The organism is Secundilactobacillus malefermentans, from assembly GCF_008033155.1.
Classification (GTDB): Bacteria; Bacillota; Bacilli; order Lactobacillales; family Lactobacillaceae; genus Secundilactobacillus; species Secundilactobacillus malefermentans.
The window spans coordinates 1170823-1186816 of record NZ_CP042371.1 but is presented as its reverse complement, the minus strand read 5'-3'; the positions used below and the strand labels follow the sequence as shown (position 1 = coordinate 1186816).

At 43.1% G+C, this 15994-nt stretch carries 16 protein-coding genes; 9 read left to right on the top strand and 7 right to left on the bottom strand.

Annotated features, from left to right (window positions below; translation table 11 throughout):
• Nucleotides 1-10: 10 nt before the first annotated feature.
• The 4 genes from FGL90_RS05680 to FGL90_RS05665 all read right to left on the bottom strand — a co-directional run bounded on the left by FGL90_RS05680 (nt 11) and on the right by FGL90_RS05665 (nt 4486).
• On the bottom strand, nt 11-1180 hold the full coding sequence (locus FGL90_RS05680) for an ABC transporter permease (protein ID WP_010620342.1): 1170 nt from the start codon (nt 1178-1180) through the stop codon (nt 11-13).
• Nucleotides 1158-1898: an ABC transporter ATP-binding protein gene (locus FGL90_RS05675; protein WP_147657897.1), complete on the bottom strand. Its 741-nt coding sequence runs from the start codon at nt 1896-1898 to the stop codon at nt 1158-1160. The genes FGL90_RS05680 and FGL90_RS05675 overlap by 23 nt, the downstream gene beginning before the upstream one ends.
• A gap of 128 nt (nt 1899-2026) precedes the next feature.
• On the bottom strand, nt 2027-3451 hold the full coding sequence (gene nhaC / locus FGL90_RS05670; protein ID WP_010620344.1) for a Na+/H+ antiporter NhaC: 1425 nt from the start codon (nt 3449-3451) through the stop codon (nt 2027-2029).
• A gap of 501 nt (nt 3452-3952) precedes the next feature.
• The gene (locus FGL90_RS05665; protein ID WP_010620345.1) at nt 3953-4486 is read right to left on the bottom strand and encodes a GNAT family N-acetyltransferase; all 534 of its coding nucleotides are present in this window, start codon (nt 4484-4486) and stop codon (nt 3953-3955) included.
• 130 nt (nt 4487-4616) lie between these two features.
• On the opposite strand from FGL90_RS05665, the gene FGL90_RS05660 reads away from it, so the two are divergent.
• The 7 genes from FGL90_RS05660 to FGL90_RS05630 all read left to right on the top strand — a co-directional run bounded on the left by FGL90_RS05660 (nt 4617) and on the right by FGL90_RS05630 (nt 9733).
• Complete coding sequence (locus FGL90_RS05660; protein WP_147657261.1) at nt 4617-5006, top strand: hypothetical protein; 390 nt, start codon at nt 4617-4619, stop codon at nt 5004-5006.
• Between the two features lie 2 nt (nt 5007-5008).
• On the top strand, nt 5009-5623 hold the full coding sequence (locus FGL90_RS05655; protein WP_010620347.1) for a CadD family cadmium resistance transporter: 615 nt from the start codon (nt 5009-5011) through the stop codon (nt 5621-5623).
• An 86-nt stretch (nt 5624-5709) separates the two neighbouring features.
• On the top strand, nt 5710-7080 hold the full coding sequence (locus FGL90_RS05650) for an FAD-dependent oxidoreductase (protein ID WP_147657259.1): 1371 nt from the start codon (nt 5710-5712) through the stop codon (nt 7078-7080).
• A 139-nt stretch (nt 7081-7219) separates the two neighbouring features.
• Entirely contained in the window at nt 7220-7462 is a 243-nt protein-coding gene (locus FGL90_RS05645; protein ID WP_010620349.1) for a type II toxin-antitoxin system RelB/DinJ family antitoxin, read from the top strand.
• A complete protein-coding gene (locus FGL90_RS05640; protein ID WP_010620350.1) occupies nt 7455-7736 on the top strand; it encodes a type II toxin-antitoxin system YafQ family toxin in 282 nt (93 codons plus the stop codon). The genes FGL90_RS05645 and FGL90_RS05640 overlap by 8 nt, the downstream gene beginning before the upstream one ends.
• Nucleotides 7737-7873: 137 nt before the next feature.
• The gene (locus tag FGL90_RS05635) at nt 7874-8320 is read left to right on the top strand and encodes a MarR family winged helix-turn-helix transcriptional regulator (protein WP_010620351.1); all 447 of its coding nucleotides are present in this window, start codon (nt 7874-7876) and stop codon (nt 8318-8320) included.
• Nucleotides 8321-8377: 57 nt separating this feature from the next.
• Nucleotides 8378-9733, top strand: coding sequence for a dihydrolipoyl dehydrogenase family protein (locus tag FGL90_RS05630; RefSeq protein WP_187240459.1), 1356 nt, complete (start codon nt 8378-8380; stop codon nt 9731-9733).
• Nucleotides 9734-10002: 269 nt separating this feature from the next.
• Here FGL90_RS05630 and FGL90_RS05625 read toward each other — a convergent pair whose 3' ends face one another.
• Together FGL90_RS05625 and FGL90_RS05620 are read right to left on the bottom strand one after the other, a co-directional pair.
• The gene (locus tag FGL90_RS05625) at nt 10003-11679 is read right to left on the bottom strand and encodes a peptide ABC transporter substrate-binding protein (RefSeq protein WP_010620353.1); all 1677 of its coding nucleotides are present in this window, start codon (nt 11677-11679) and stop codon (nt 10003-10005) included.
• A 445-nt stretch (nt 11680-12124) separates the two neighbouring features.
• Nucleotides 12125-12991: an aldo/keto reductase gene (locus FGL90_RS05620; protein ID WP_147657255.1), complete on the bottom strand. Its 867-nt coding sequence runs from the start codon at nt 12989-12991 to the stop codon at nt 12125-12127.
• 234 nt (nt 12992-13225) lie between these two features.
• Between FGL90_RS05620 and FGL90_RS05615 the strand changes: the two genes are divergently transcribed.
• Both FGL90_RS05615 and FGL90_RS05610 read left to right on the top strand, forming a co-directional pair.
• The gene (locus FGL90_RS05615) at nt 13226-13867 is read left to right on the top strand and encodes a hypothetical protein (protein WP_010620355.1); all 642 of its coding nucleotides are present in this window, start codon (nt 13226-13228) and stop codon (nt 13865-13867) included.
• Nucleotides 13868-14028: 161 nt separating this feature from the next.
• The gene (locus FGL90_RS05610) at nt 14029-14433 is read left to right on the top strand and encodes an organic hydroperoxide resistance protein (protein ID WP_010620356.1); all 405 of its coding nucleotides are present in this window, start codon (nt 14029-14031) and stop codon (nt 14431-14433) included.
• Between the two features lie 41 nt (nt 14434-14474).
• Here FGL90_RS05610 and FGL90_RS05605 read toward each other — a convergent pair whose 3' ends face one another.
• Nucleotides 14475-15971 carry a C39 family peptidase gene (locus tag FGL90_RS05605; protein ID WP_010620357.1) on the bottom strand — a complete coding sequence of 499 codons (1497 nt, stop codon included), beginning with the start codon at nt 15969-15971 and terminating at the stop codon, nt 14475-14477.
• Nucleotides 15972-15994 lie beyond the last annotated feature (23 nt).

Genomic DNA, 15994 nt, shown 5'->3' with positions numbered 1-15994 from the left:
AGTCATCCCTCTAAACTTGACGGTACTTGCGCATCGTCAATAAATTTAAAATTAAAAATAGTGCTGCAAAGCCTACCAAGACCAACAAATCTCCCCAAATATCGAAAAATCCTGCGCCCTTGGTAATGACGTCGCTCATCGATTGCGCGCCATAGTATAGCGGCATGATGTGGGCAATCGGCCGCAACCAACTTGCCATTTGATCCAACGGGACAATTCCGGAGAAGAAAATCTGTGGAATCACCACAATTGGAATAAATTGGACCATTTGAAATTCTGAAGCCGCAAACGTTGAAATGAGCAGCCCCAACGCAAGCGCCACGAACGCCAATAGAATGTTAATCAAAATGACGTACCAAACGCTGCCCAAAATCTGAATTTTGAAGACATACATCGTGTAAAGGACGATGACCACCGTTTGAATAAACGCAAAGATGCCATAGCCTGATAGGTAGCCAGCGATGATTTCGCCCCGTTTGATAGGCGTTGCCAGTAACCGGTTCAAAGTTCCTGTCGTTCGTTCTTTTAATAGCGCAATTCCCGAAATTAAGAAAACGAAGAAGAACACCACAAAACCAATCATAATCGGCAAAATTGTGTCAAAAAAGGTTGAATCACTGCTGCCGTATAGATAATGGGTGTTGACGCTATACGCGGATGCTTTAGCAGCCTTCAAACTAGCTGGCGCCTTAACACCACTATTTTGCGCTCCGGCACCCATCGTTTCCTGAATGGCCTTCAGTGCTTTCGCTTGTGCCGCGATTACTTCCTTCTGCGCCTTTAGACCACTTGCCGCAGCCTGCATTTTCAGTTTAACCTGAGCTTGTTGTAGGCTTTTCTTTAATAGTCCACTTTTGGTTTGATCGCTATTTTGTAGGGTCAATGTTAGCTTCTGATCCTTTTGCGTTAAAACACCAGCGTAATCCTTATCCCGAATAATGGATTTGGCAGATTTATCAGAGGTAATCTGACGAACTTTGAGATTATCGTTTTTCACCGCTTTGACCAGTGATGAGTCAACGTTGCGAACGCCAAGTGTCGCGGTTTGATTATTATTTGACTGAAACAAAAAGTAAACCAGAGTGAGGATAAACAGCGGTGCAATCATCATGAGCGCCAGCGTTCGCTTATCCCGGATCATTTCCTTTAACACCCGTCTAATCATTGCTGAGATTCTTATCTTGCTGCCTCCCCGCCTTTAAAAATGCTTCTTCTACCGATGAAACGCCAAATTCTGAAATGAGCGAATCCGGGGTTCCCTGCGCAATCGCTTCGCCCCGCCGAATCATCATAATCTGATCCGCCTGTTCTGCATCCTCCATTACGTGGGTCGTCAGTAAGATTGTCTTGCCCGCCTTGGCCGTTTTATGAAGTTCAGTCCAAATTTGTTGGCGTAGCTCTGGGTCAATTCCGACAGTTGGTTCATCCAAAATTAAAAGTTCAGGATCCGAAATGAGTGAAATAGCTAACGATAGTCGCCGCTTCATCCCACCAGAATAACTACCAACGTACTTGTTCAAATGAGGACCCAAGTTAACGATATCGGTTGCGTACTTAATCTGTTTCTTCAAATCATCGCGCTTAACGCCCATCATCTGTCCGAAGAATGTCAAGTTTTCTCTAGCAGTCAGCGTATCATAAAGCGCATCCGTCTGAGCCATGAACCCAATTTTTGCCAATAGCTTTCGATTCGGCATGGATTGATTCAACACAGTGACTTCCCCTTGATGGGGCTTTAACATCCCCATAATCGTGTTCACCAAGGTCGTCTTACCTGAACCACTTGGTCCAATCAATGCTAAAATTTCACCGGCACTAACAGTTAAATTGATGTCCTTTAATACAATTGTTTTGCCATATCCCTGTTGTAAGTCTTTAACTAATATTGTATTCAAAATTGTCGCCTCCAACAAGTGAGTGAGCACTCACTTATATTATAACCACTTTCTTTTAAATGACAACCATTTTTCGTTTGGCAAACAAAAAACCGCCAACATTAACGTTGACGGCGTTTGAAGGAAGCTATTTAATTGGCAGTTTCTGCAACTGCTGGCGCATTTTTATCAATTTTCTTTAACCCAATTCCAGTGAATCCACTGATGATTGAGAAAATTGGTGATAGGAGACTGAAGAAACAAAATGGGAGGAAGTCCAGAACAGGGACACCCAAAGCGTTTGCGGCAAAGGCCCCAGCAACACCCCAAGGGATTAAGTAGTTAATAACCGTTCCCCCATCTTCAAGAACCCGACTTAAGGCTAAATTGTCCAAACCGTGATCATTAAACGCCTTCTTGAAAGCTTTACCAGGTAGGATGGCTGATAGGTACTGCTCACCAACGAAGATGTTAACCCCAATTCCACCAAGGATTCCAGCGGTCACAAGTGCCCCGTTGCTGTGTAATCGGTCAACGAGTGGCTGCATTGCGGTTTGAATTAAACCAAACTTCATGAGTAGGCCACCAAGTGACAAGGTCAAAATGATAAGTGAGACGGTGCCCATCATGGAACTAATTCCGCCACGACTCAGCAAGGCGTCAACTGAAGCGTTCCCCGTTTTAGAAACAAACCCGTTTTCTAGAATACTTGCTAAGGCTTTAAGTTGCGTGTTTGGATTCTCAATGAAAATCATGGCAACCGCTACGACGATGTTTAAGAACAAAGTCGCAATAGCTGGAATTTTGAGAAATGCGCAAACAAACATCAAGACGATTGGTAGGGCTGCCCACCATGAAATCGTGAAATGAGCGGCTAAAACGGAAAGCGTTTGATCAATTTTGCCTAAACTAGCGCCCGAATTCTTAGGGGTGCCAATAACGGCGTACAAGATCAATGAAATCAAGAATGAAGGAATTGTTGACCACATCAAGTTTTTAATATGTTCAAATAAATCTGAACCGGCAATGGCTGAAGCCAAGTTAGTTGAATCTGAAAGTGGCGATGTTTTATCACCAAATATTGCACCAGAGATAATTGCCCCAGCAACTAGCGCAGGGTTGATTCCCATGGTTGTTCCCATACCGAATAGTGCGATTCCAATTGTTGAAATAATGGTGAAGGCACTTCCGATTGACGTTCCGATAATGGCACAAACGAGAAAGACGGATGGGACAAACCAGCGGGCACTGATCATGTGGAATCCAAGAACCATCATTGATGGAATAATGCCGGCTGCAATCCAGCTACTGATTAAGGCCCCAATTAAAATGAAAATGAAGATTGGAATAATTCCGTTGGTGATTCCTTCCGTGATGCCTTCGTGCATTTGAGTCCAAGAAAATCCGCGAATCCGTGACCATAAAATAATGAGTGCAATAACGACCATAACGGGGGTTTGTGGCATGAGACCAAATTTGATGACCCCAACTCCCATAATGACTAACATAATCAGTAAAATTGTTAACGCTTCGCCAAAGCTAACGTGTGGCTGTTTGTTTGATTTTTCAATATCCATTGTAATCTCTCCTATTTTTTAAATTCATTTTTTATGTACGCTTATTTTTCATTTATAAAGCCCTAATATCGGGGCTTGCCTCCGCTAGTTTGAATCATGATATTGCCTCCCCTGTGTCGTATGGTAGTGCATTGTGCTGTTCGTTGTCGAGCTACTCAACTCTATATCCTGTGCCTAAGCCAATTACTCGCGCATTGTGATACAAAAAATCGCCCCCGCCGCAAATTAATGCAACAGGGACGATTAGAAACCGTGGTACCACCCAGCTTAAGAGAACAGTGTACACTGCGCCCTTCACTCACTAGATGGTAACGGCTCTAGTTATTATCCGTTCAATTAAGAAACTCACCACGGTATTTCGTCGACATTATCCTGATCGGTTCGCAGCAACCACCGACTTTCTGACTCCCAGATAATGCGCTACTTGAAATGGTTTTATTCGTTCACTTATTTAATTGTTTCCTAGCTTAGCATTTCAAAAATGAGAAGTCAATAAGAATTCTAATGAAAAAATGCATTTGGGTAATAAATTTTCCCTGAAACCTTGGCTAATGAACCGTCCCAAAGTGGTTTAATCATGTTATTGACCAACTCCACTGGTAACGTTGATAAAATATTGAAATTATCAGCAGCAACGTAACCGAACCGACTGTAAAAGGTTGGATCGCCTAAGATACTGATGGCTGGAAAACGTTGAATGGTTGCTCTCGCTTCAAGCTCCTCAATAATTTGCGAACCGATTAGCTGGCCTTGATAGTCGGGATGAACAGCCAATGGTGCTAACGCCAAGATAGTTTCCTTGTGGCCATTCATTCTCACTTCAACTTGCGTCAGCATGCCGTGGCCAACTACTTCACTGTTTTCATTTAACGCAACGACTTCAAAATTAGATTGGTAATCATCGAGCTGCCTTAGTCTGCCGATTAAGTTATGCTCGTCACCATCCGTAAACTTAATCCCGCTGAAAGCATCCTTCACAACTTGCTTGGCTGGTTCGTAATGTTCCGGTTGAATCGTTTCCACACTAATCTTCAAAATAAACCTCTCATTCATTAGGGCCATCAATTTTCAATGTCTCTATTATACAGAAGTTTTATTTTTTTGCACACTTCTCCCTTTCAAACTGTGGCATAATTAGCATATTAAAACCTAAGGAATGATTTTTTTGAAAAATAAAACGAAATGGCTCACCATCTCAATTATCATTTACATCATCTTTGCGATTGCTGTTACTGCTTCTGGCTTAGTCGCCCCCAGCAAAATTGGCCTCGCTTGGACGCTATTCTGGTACCTAGCAGTTGCCTTATTTATGGTTTATTTCTACTATAAAAATACTAATTATGACGCGGTCGTTTACTACGCAAAACAACTCCATTTAACCGAAGAAGATTTACGAGAAATGGTTCCGGACATCAAGAAGTCGGATGATGTTCCCAATCCCGACAAGCCCAATTTATTTAGTCCCATCGTGCAGGTCTCGTTCAAAGTCTTAAACGCTCTGTTACCACAGTTAGAAAAGCAGGCTAAGGAACATCAAATTCCGAGGTTTGACTAATCATGTTTAAACTGATTGTAACCGACATCGTGCTCTATGCCTCAACCGCAATCGATCTCCTGGTTATTTTAATGCTGCTCTTTTCAAAATATAAGTCAAAAGCCAGCCAACGCCAAATTTACATTGGCCAATTCATTGGATCGTTAACGCTGATCTCGATTAGTCTCGTTTTTGCATTTGTCCTTCACTACGTCCCAGCGAAATGGCTCTTGGGACTACTTGGCTTCATTCCCATTGCTTTTGGATTGAAAGCCATCTTTGGTGATGATGATGAAACGGCTGAGGCAAATGAAAAAATTGAGAACCGTCAAAACAAAAATTTAATTGGGACCGTCGCTTTAATTACGGTGGCATCCTGTGGCTCGGATAATATCGGTCTATTTGTGCCCTATTTTGTCTCCCTAACCGGCTGGCAACTCGTCACGACAATCATCGTCTTTATCATTTGTATCTACTTCTTGGTTTTCCTCGGCGAAAAATTTGCCCAAAATCAACTCGTTTGCCGATTTTTGGACCGGTTTGGCAACTGGCTGATGGCCATTATCTACATTGGACTGGGGCTCATGATCCTTGTGGAGAGCGACACGATTGGCCATTTGCTGTCATTCTTAAATTAATAACACTTTTCTTTGACAGTTGTTTAGAATAATTCTAAAATAGAACTTGATTGATGACTCAAATCTATTATTGGAGGTTTTTATTCATGACAAAGACAAAAGTAGTTGTAGTAGGTGCTTCTCACGGTGGTCATCAGGCCATTTTGGAACTATTGAATCGATACGATAATCTTGATATCACCATGTTCGAGGCCGGCGACTTTGTTTCGTTCATGTCTTGTGGAATGGAACTCTATTTAGAAAATAGCGTCACGAACGTATCTGACGTGCGCAACTTTGAACCCAAGCTATTTACGGATCAAGGCGTTCATGTTTTAAACAATCACGAAGTTACCAAAATTAATGCAGATAAAAAAACCGTCACCGTTCAGGACGTTAAGTCCGGTGACAAGTCCGATTATGACTATGACAAATTGATTTTAAGTTCCGGTGTTGTGCCAAATAATCTTCCGGTTCCTGGCAACAATCTCGAAAACGTCTATTTGATGAGAGGCCTTGATTGGGCAACCAAAATAAAAGCCAAGTTAGAAGATTCTGCCGTTAAAAACATCACGGTGATTGGCGCTGGCTACATCGGGATTGAGGCAGCTGAAGCAAGTGTCAAAGCCGGCAAAAATGTCACCTTAATCGATATGATTGATCGCCCACTTGGCACTTATTTGGATGCGGATATGACTGATATCTTGCAAAAACACCTGGAAGATAAGGGTGTAAAATTAGTTCTCGGCGCCAAAATTGACGCTTATGAAGGAAACGGTACAGTGTCAGCCGTTAAAACCGATAAAGGATTCTTTGATAGCGATGTCGTCATTCAAGCGGCTGGCGTTAAACCCAACACTAAATGGCTCGACGGCATTGTTGAACTAGATAGCCGTGGCTTCATCAACACGGATGAGTATCTGCGAACCAATTTGCCCGACGTCTATGCGGTAGGCGATGCAACCCTCGCCTACTCCATCCCCGCTCAACAGAAAATGCCAATCGCCCTTGCGACGGTTGCGCGTCGTGAAGCCCGTTATGTCACAAAGCACCTATTTGAAAAGAAACCAGCCGTTCCATTTAATGGATTAGTCGGCTCATCAGCACTGAGCGTCTTCGACTACCATTTTGCTTCAAGTGGTTTAAACTCAACGACCGCTGCGAAGGCGAATGTCAAAGTTGCCACCTCATTCTATCAGGATACGTTGCGTCCTAGCTACGTTCCTCAGGATAAGAACAACCCTGCCGTTTACGTATCGTTGGTCTTTGACCCACAAACCCACATTATCTTAGGGGGTGCCGTTCTCTCAACCTACGACATTTCCGCTCAAGGTAACGTTCTCGCCTTAGCAATTCAAAATCAAATGAAACTTGAAGATCTAGCCGAAGCTGATTTCTTCTTCCAGCCTGGCTTTGACCGCCAGTGGAGTTTGTTAAATTTAGCTGCGCAACACGCATTAGGTGATGCAAAGTTCTAATTCTCAAAATAAAAGTTCTGTCGCGAAGTTGGCGGCGGAACTTTTTTTCGTATTTACTAATAATCAGGTAGAAAGGAGTCGTGCTCAATCGTTGATTCATCCGGTACCAAATGGTACCATTTGGACGAGGTGATGACTAATGAGTACACAAATACATTTTCGTATGGATGAAACTGAGAAAAATAAGTTTGAAACTATCTTGAACCAATTAGGTTTAACCCCGGCCCAGGCGTTCAAAATCTTTGCAAAAAAGACCATTGAGGCAGGAGGTATTCCGTTTGAAGTCTCACAACCGAGCAATCAATTAACGGCCGCCATTAATAGCCACGACTACAAAGAATTTACTTCTGCCGCGGAAGGCCTGAAGTGGTTGCATGAATGAAATTAAGTTTAAAGTCGCTTTCCAGCATGAATTCAAAAAACATCTAAAAAAAATAATCAAAAGTGGTCAATACAACATTGCTGATTTTGATCTTGTTTATGAGCTGCTAATCAGAGACATCCCTTTACCAGCTCGTTATAACGATCATCCTTTAATAAATAGAAAGCCTGAACGAGAATGCCATATTAAACCAGACTGGCTTCTCATTTATAAGTTTGATGCCGATTTCGTCAAATTTATTGATACTGGGTCACATTCAAGTTTATTTGATTAATCTTTTTGAATTAGCGTTTAAAGTCGCTGAGCAAACGAATTGAATGCTCAACGTAAGGTCACTTTAACTTGTAAAATAAACCGAAATGGCTTATGATGTATTCAATCGTACACGACTGATTAAAAGGAGCACCAACTATGGAGCAAAGCATTCAATTAACAAATTTACTTTGTTTTTCGGTTTACAACATGAACCGACTTTTTAACAAATTCTATCAACAAGCCTTAGAGCCATTTGGGCTGACCTATTCCCAGTATTTAGTTCTACTAGCACTCTGGGAACATGATCAGCTCACGCTACACGCGCTGGGTGAGGAGCTTAAGCTCAACAGCAATACCCTCACGCCCCTCTTGAAGCGACTCGAAAATAACGGCTGGTTAGTTCGAACTCGACCTGATTCAGACCGTCGCCAATTGATTGTCTCCCTCACTGAACAGGGAAAAAACAATGAAAAGCCAGTCGAAACTGCCCTGGCCAAGTGCATTGCGGCTTATCATTTGACGGAGGAACAATACAAAACCGCTCTTTCACTCAATAAAGAAATTATTGACGCGTTTGAGCAAAATTTGGGACGTGCCGAATAGCGTCCCATTCATTTTAACGAATTAATCGTGCACGACTAAATAAACTGGAGGTTTTTGATTATGGATTATGACGTTATTTTTATCGGTAGTGGTCACGCAAACTGGCACGCCGCTGTCACCTTGAAACAAGCTGGAAAATCGGTTGCTATCGTTGAGGAAGATACCTTAGCTGGAACTTGCACAAATTATGGTTGTGACGCCAAAATTTTACTTGATGGGCCATTTGAATTGGTCGATCAGCTTCATCAATACGACAAACTCGGCGTCGAGGTCAACACAAAAATCAACTGGTCGCAGATGATGGCGTACAAGCACCAAGTTATCGACCCCCTTTCCGTCCAAATGGGCATGCTCTTCAAACAAATGGGCATTGATATCCTAATGGGCCACGGATCACTTCTAGACGGTCATACGGTACAGGTCGCCGATCAACGTTATACGGCCACTAACATCGTGCTTGGTACTGGTCAGCGTCCAGCAAGCCTTCCCGTTGACGGCAGTGACTTCATTCACGACAGCCGTGAATTCCTTGACCTCGAAGAAATGCCAAACCACCTTACTTTTGTCGGTGCTGGTATTATTTCTCTTGAATTTGCCTCAATGGCAGCCATGTTAGGCTCAGCCGTTACCGTTGTTGAATTTGGCGATCGAGCCCTCGGTGCCTTCAACCAAGAACACGTTCAGCAGTTGGTCAAAAAGCTTGAATCAGCTGGTGTTAACTTCTTATTCAATGAAGGACTTGCTTCCGTTTCAAAAAATGACGATGACACCTTTACTGCAAAGACGACAGCTGGTACTGAAATCAAGACGGATTACGTGCTTGGCGCAACCGGCAGAATTCCTAACGTCGAAAATCTCGGCTTAGAAACAGTTGGTATCGACTTTAACAAACGTGGTATCGTCGTCAATGACCACCTCCAAACAACCGTTGACTCAATTTACGCCAGTGGTGACGTGATTGATAAAAACATTGCGCGTTTAACTCCTACCGCTACTTTTGAATCAAACTATATTGCTGGTCAAATTTTGGGAATTAATGGCGCAGCAATTGACTATCCCGTCATCCCTTCTGTTGTCTTCACGATGCCACGCCTCGCCCAGGCAGGGGTTACCGTTGCTGAAGCTAATGAAAATCCTGAAAAATATCACGTACAAGCCGTTCCTTATGGCAAACGATTGGCCTTCCAATATAAGAACGAACTTGATGCTGATTTGGAACTAATTTTTGACAAGGAAAACTACCTTGTCGGTGCCGAAATTAGTGGGAATGATGCGCCTGACTTAATTAATATTCTTGTGATGATCATCAACCAACACATGTCCGCAAATGACTTAGGCAAGCAAATTTTCGCCTTCCCAAGCTCATCAGTTGGTGTGATTGATCTATTGAGTATGAGCTTACACCGCAATTAAGTTGACCATTTTATTTCTGTAAATCAAAAAAGCTCGCCATGAGTAAAATCATGACGGGCTTTTTCGTATATTGACGATTGATGTGCCAAGCGAGCCGCTGTTCAGCTCCTAACCAGCCCTGAAAGTTTCAAGACCAATTTATTGGTCCTTGTAACCAGAATACTTTGAGACCGCTTTTTGGCTCAAAGATTCTGCAGGGCGTTCCGTTAGGAAGGCTGAACAAGGCCTATTAAAGCCTTTATGAAATCTGAGCAAGACCAAGAAACTAGTTATTTAACGAGATAAGCTCTCGTTACATCCAATGGTGTGCCCAAGTTATGTGTCACAACACCCTTTAACTTAGAACTAATCAAGTAGGTGCTTGCTGGTTGATACAAAGGAATGGTGGCTTGTTGATCAATCAAGACCTTTTGAGACTTGATCAAATCTTGCCAACGGGTATTTAAGTTGTCCAAATCTGATCCATTAATCTTATCCAATAAGTTGTCATACTGTTTGTTGCTGAACTTACCATGATTATGTTCAAATCCAGTTTGGAATTGTTGCAAGAAGGTGTATGGATCAAAGTTCCCTGACCAGCCACCCAATGCTGTATCAAACTTGTAGCTCATGAGCTTCTGGAATCGGCTCTTAGCTGGTACTTGTTTGATGTTAAGGGTAACACCCTTCAATGTGTTTTGAACCTTGCCTTGGACGTACTCACCGACGTTCTTACCGTCTGATGAATCATCAACGTAAAGATCCAAACTAATCTTCTTAGTACCTAATTCCTTCTGAGCCTTTGCCCACAGTTTCTTGGCTTCAGTCGGATTGTACTTCACTAAATTACCGGTAGCATCTGATAAATCAGTTTTACCATCAGGACTCTTAACCAGACCCTTTGGTACGATGCTGGTTGCTGCACGAGAACCGTCCGTTAACACATCGTTAACGAGTTGATTTCTGTTGATTGATAAGCTAAGTGCTTTTCTGAAATTCAAGTTTTGCAGTTTCTTGTTTGAGTGAATTCCTAACTCCAAGTTATCTGAACGAAGTTGGAGAACCTTCTTGAGGCGTTTGTCATTCTTAAATTGTTTGACGTAGTAGCCTGAAAGTAAGGCGTTATCGACTTTACCCGCCTGGAATTGGTTAACACCAGTAGCGGTATTCTTCGTCACTTGAATATTGATTCGTTTCAAAGTAATTTGGTTCTTTTCGTGATACTTGGTGTTTTTAACGTAGTGCCAGGTTGTTCCTGAGCCGTCCCAGTCTTTCATAACGAATGGTCCGTTACTGAGGACGTATTTGCTCGAAGTTCCGTACTTGCTGCCAGCTTTCTTGACGAAAGCCTCATTTTCAGGGAATAAGTTCTCTGATGAAAGAGTTGCCTTCAAATAGGGATCTCGACGTTCTAATGTGATTTCCAATTTGGTGTCTGACAAAGCCTTGACCCCAAGTGAACTAACTTTCTTCTTACCTAAATTGATTTGTTCAGCATTTTTAATGTTGTAATAGACGCTGGCGTTTTGGGCAGCCGTCTTAGGATTGAAGAGTCGTTGCCAAGCATAAACGAAATCTTGAGCGGTTAACTTTGAACCGTTTGACCACTTGAGTCCCTTTTTAATGTTAATCACGTACTTCGTTTTGGCTTTATTTTGAGCAACTGGATTGCCGCTTGCTACTGCTGGAACGGCGTTATTGTTGCTATCAATTTTGTAAAGACCTTCGCCAAGGTAGTCAATTTGTTCCTGACTCACAACATCGTATTCCTTAACTGAATCGACGGTTGGTAGTTCCGTAGATGCGGTCCAGTTCAAGACTTGGCTGGTCGCTTGATTCTTATGTGATACTGCGGATGAGCTTTCGCTGCTGGCGTTACTCGATGCTTTTCCACAGCCTGCTAAAATTAAACTAATGACGACGCCGGTAAAAATTAATCCTTTTTTATTTCCTAATTTTGTACTCAAAGTGATTCCCCCGTTTTATAGTGATATTGACTAATTTTGATTTGCTGCTGACCACATCTGGCTGCGAAGTAACATCACAACCACCCCCTTTGAATGAAAAACGAAGAAATTATGGAAACAAAAAAATCTCCGCCCCTTATATTAAATAAAGGACGAAGATTTCTCCGCGTTACCACCTTAGTTCACTGACCCTTCACAGGCGTCAGTCTCTGTCGCTTACACACTCATAAGCCGGACGTTATCGGGTCCTACCGTAATGATAGCTTTCACTATCCTTAATGCTCGAAGCTCATCTTCATAAACGGTTCGAATTAGCCTTTTCCACCAACCGGCTTCTCTTTAAAATCTACTGAGCAAATTACTCTTCTTCGTTAATGCATTTCTCATTTTTAAGTTGAGATAAATATAGTTCTTTTGGCCCTACTTCGTCAAGTCTTTTTAAAAATTATTTTTTCGGACCACCGTAAGTCGTTGATTTAGCAAGCCATTCTTTATCTTGCGGATCAGCGCCAACTCGTTTGCCAGCATCAATATCTGCGATGGATTGCATCTCATCTTCGTCTAATCCAAACGCAAAAATATCGCGATTCTGCTCAATTCGTTCTTGGTGAACTGACTTAGGAATAATCACTTCATCCCGTTGAACGTGCCAGCGCAAAATAATCTGAGCCGGTGTGACGTCATGATTTTCAGCCAACCGTTTAATCAGTGGATGACTAAGCGCGTTATTACGTCCACCACCAAGTGGACTCCACGACTCATGCTGAATGCCATTCTTTTCCAAATAGGCGTGAAGCTCCTTTTGCTGGAAGAATGGGTGGGTTTCAATTTGATCCACCATTGGTTTAATTTCTGTTTGGCTCATCAAATTTTCAAGGTGATTCTGCTCAAAATTCGACACACCAATGGCTTTAATTTTGCCATCTTTATACAAGTCTTCCAGGGCTTTCCAGCTCTCAACGTAACCGTCAGCTGGCCAATGAATGAGGTAAAGATTTAAATAATCCAACCCTAGTTTATCTAGCGATGTTTGAAAGGCTTGCTTCGTTTCTTCGTAGCCCCGAACATTATTCCATAACTTAGAAGTTACAAAGAGATCGTCTCGTGAAATGCCACTTTCCTTGATGGCCTCACCAACAGCTTCTTCATTTTGGTAGTACGTTGCCGTATCGATGTGGCGGTACCCGGCAGCTAGTGCCCATTTGATGGCATCTTTTACCTCGTTAGAATCGGTTACTTGAAAAACGCCTAATCCAAGTTGGGGAATTGTCGTGCCGTTTGCTAATGGAACTTGGGGAATATCATTGTGCATACAACTCATCCTTTCGTGTTAAACTATTAATATTATAGCATTCTTACCATAATTTAATAACTTGTGGTAAGCCTTGTGTCCCATGAATTCTAGCCCGCTTACTTCTTATTAGAGAGCTAAAAAACTTAATTTCTTTACCAAATTGATGTATTCTTAAGGCTAGGTAACTTGTGGTGCGGCACAAATTTTAATGGTTACCGTTTCGCAGCGTTCTTATGACATGGAGGTTTTTAATTGAATAGTCAAGAACCCAAATCGCGGATGCAACGTTATAACTTTAATACCGACTCTAATCAAAATCGCCCCAGGAAAAAGCGAAGAAAACGTGGACCGTTTTTTACCATTTTAGCGATTTTAGTTATCATTGTTATTGGACTTGGCATTTGGACTTTAAGCCGTGGTGACAAGGTTCAAAATAACCAGTCGGAGCAGACTTCTAGTGCATCTGCTTCTACTTCTTCGGAGGAACATTCAAGTACTTCCGAAAGCGATAGTAGCACGAGCAATTCAGAGACTAGTAACGGCATCACTAACTCTGAACGTCAATCGATCCAAAGTTCCATCGATGCCGAACCTAGCGCCAACTCCCAAAGTAAGGCACAATCCAGTTTGAACAAGACACCAGCTAAGAAACAAAGCTCGAGTGCAGCAAAACATTCTGGATCATCGAGTGCCAATTCTAAAACCGAATCCTCTGAGAGTACCGAATCGCAAGACGATAATATCGATTTTTCATCGTCCAGAACCTTTTCATCCGTAAGTAGTGCCCAGAGCTGGGCCAAAGCTGCCAAACAGCAGTGGCTCAAGGAAGGATACACTAATTACACGATAACGACAGATGCACAAGGAAACTACATCTTGAAGTTTACGAAGTAAATCCGCAGATAGACCAGAGACGTCCTGGAAGGGGCGTCTTTTTTGTTGGCCTTTTAACCGATTATTTTCTGAAATCTTTCACAATCCTTTTTCTATCAAATTGTAACCGCTTTCGATACAATGAACCTGTACAAATTACTTTTCGAAAGGTGGCAACTTTTATGACAAAACTCTACTCGACCACAATGATCAACACCGGCGGACGTGAAGGTCACGTCGAAGCACCAGATGGTTCAATGCCATTAACAATTACCGCTCCGGCACCAGGGAAAAAAGAAGGAACCAACCCTGAACAACTATTTGCGGCTGGCTACTCATCCTGCTTCAACAGTGCCCTTGAACTCGTCAAACAGGAAGCCGGCATCGATAACGAAAGTACCGTTACTGCCAAGGTTTCCCTCTTCAAGGAAGGCGATTCTGATTTTCATATCGGGGTTGAGTTAACGGTTCATATTGACGGTGTTTCAGCCGAAGAAACGCAAAAATTGGCTGAATCAGCCCATCAAGTTTGTCCATACTCGAAAGCAACCCGTGGGAACATTGAAGTTGACTTAAAGACTGACTAATCAAAAAAGCGCGTCCAAAAAATTTGGACGTGCTTTTTTGATTACGCTTCTTCATCCCTCGAAATCGAGAGGTTTGCAACGTAAGTTTGTTGCGCCATTTGCATGACATAAACCGTGATGCCCGTTGCATGATCATTGGCCTGACGAATTTGATCAAGGTCTAATTGAATATTGCCCTGATCATCGACGTCCGTATAGTAGAATCGACGTTCCGCCAACGTTAATTTTTCGTCTATTTCATCGTTAAGTGTATAAGCCACCGTTCCCGTTCGTAGGGTCAGTGGATCCGTTTGGGCAGTCATAAGAACTGGGAGGTCAACCTTATCTTGGCCAACCATTAATTCATAACTGGTTCTTGTCCCGTCAACCTTGACCAATTTGGCAAGGCGGCGCGTGTCCGGTTTAATCTCTGGCTGTTCATCATAGGGGGAGCCCACGATGTACGCCAAATTAGAGTGCCAGGCCCGCTTAAACTGGTCCATTTTGTAAACGCGATTGGCGGATTCGTTTGAAGGGGCGTATGAATCGTTTACCACGACAAATTCCTCATCCTCCTGCGTCACAAATCCAGTGACCAACAGCAAATGACCGGCCGTATCTCCGGGTGCATTTTCAACGTAGGGTAACTTGTGATTCTGGGGATTATTTGTGTATTGAACACTGACCCCCACTGGATAACCGCGGTCGACCTCGCGCTTTAATTTACTGATGTCGGTAAAGCAAGCGTAGGATTTGAAGCCGTACGCTCCCGCCATCGCCGTGCTAAACGCCCAGTTGCCAAAACCACGATAAGCTAAATCGTAATTCCGGTAAGCCGCCTCTTCAGGTAGCACCTCTTTGCCCTGAGCGTTCATCGCCATCGAAATCGTTGTGGGGCTGCAAATAACTGGTGCCAACTTGCCATCCCTAATTTCTTGCGAATAGGCTGGCGCATCAATGACTCGAGAAACCCGTTCGGAATCCGTTGCCCGGGTGAAAGCACCGTCCTTTGGTGAGCCACTCACTGAGATGAGTTTTAAAATCGGTGATTCGTTCTTATTCGCCGAACGCAAATGAACCCGCGTCTGAACAGCGGTAGCAACGTGATTTCCACGAACCAGTAGCGTATCCGTGTCTAATTTGGCAATTGGATCCGCAATATCCGCCTTGGCACTCGACTTCATGACGTTGATGCCCCATTTGCCGAAAGTGTGCCAAAGTGACCATTTCTTATCGACTAAAATACGGGCTTCAACTTCAACCGTTGATTCACCTGGCGTATACGCGTTCCAGGACGCAACCAATTGTTTAAACGGTGGTAATTTAAGTTGTGGCAAAGTCAGCTGGCCAACTGCCCCAGCCTTCGACGCATCCGATAGTTCAAGCGACCGATCAGTCGCCTTCACGTTCGTTGAATCTTGCAAACTCGCCATACTAAAATCATCCAGCACAATTGTATAGTTGCTGGCCGAATCCACTTCTGTGTGACGCTTAACGACAATCCCTGCCAATATTCCAGCACCAACGAGACCGCCAAGTATATAACCCCAGCGTTTCATCAAATCATCCCTTCGTCTCGGAC